Here is a 319-nt window from a genome sequence, read left to right as displayed (position 1 = left end):
CGCTGCTTCCGCCCTGGAAGCGTCCGCCCCACAAGGCCATCAGGCTTGTCCCTTATCTTTCAGTGCCTTAATGCGACTGGCCAGGCTGTACAGACGGATAAAGCCTTCGGCGTGGCTTTGGTCATACACATCATCCGCACCAAAAGTGGCGAAATCTTCGGAATACAGCGAGTTAGGTGAGCGACGCTGCACCACAGTGGCCTGCCCTTTGTAGAGCTTAACCACCACATCACCGGTAATCTGGTTAGCGAACGCTTGAGCACCCGCCAAAATAGAATCTTTCAGTGGCGTGAACCAACGACCGTCATATACCAGGTGC

1 pseudogene is annotated in these 319 nt (G+C 54.5%); it reads right to left on the bottom strand.

The annotated features are described in order from the left end of the window. Window positions 1-39: 39 nt before the first annotated feature. A pseudogene (locus J0A66_RS22475) lies at window positions 40-319 on the bottom strand (argininosuccinate synthase); the annotation flags it as partial.

It is taken from the genome of Bowmanella dokdonensis (genome assembly GCF_017254865.1).
GTDB classification, from domain to species: Bacteria; Pseudomonadota; Gammaproteobacteria; order Enterobacterales; family Alteromonadaceae; genus Bowmanella; species Bowmanella dokdonensis.
The sequence above is the reverse complement of the archived record's forward strand: the minus strand, read 5'-3'. Positions and strand labels throughout refer to the sequence as shown.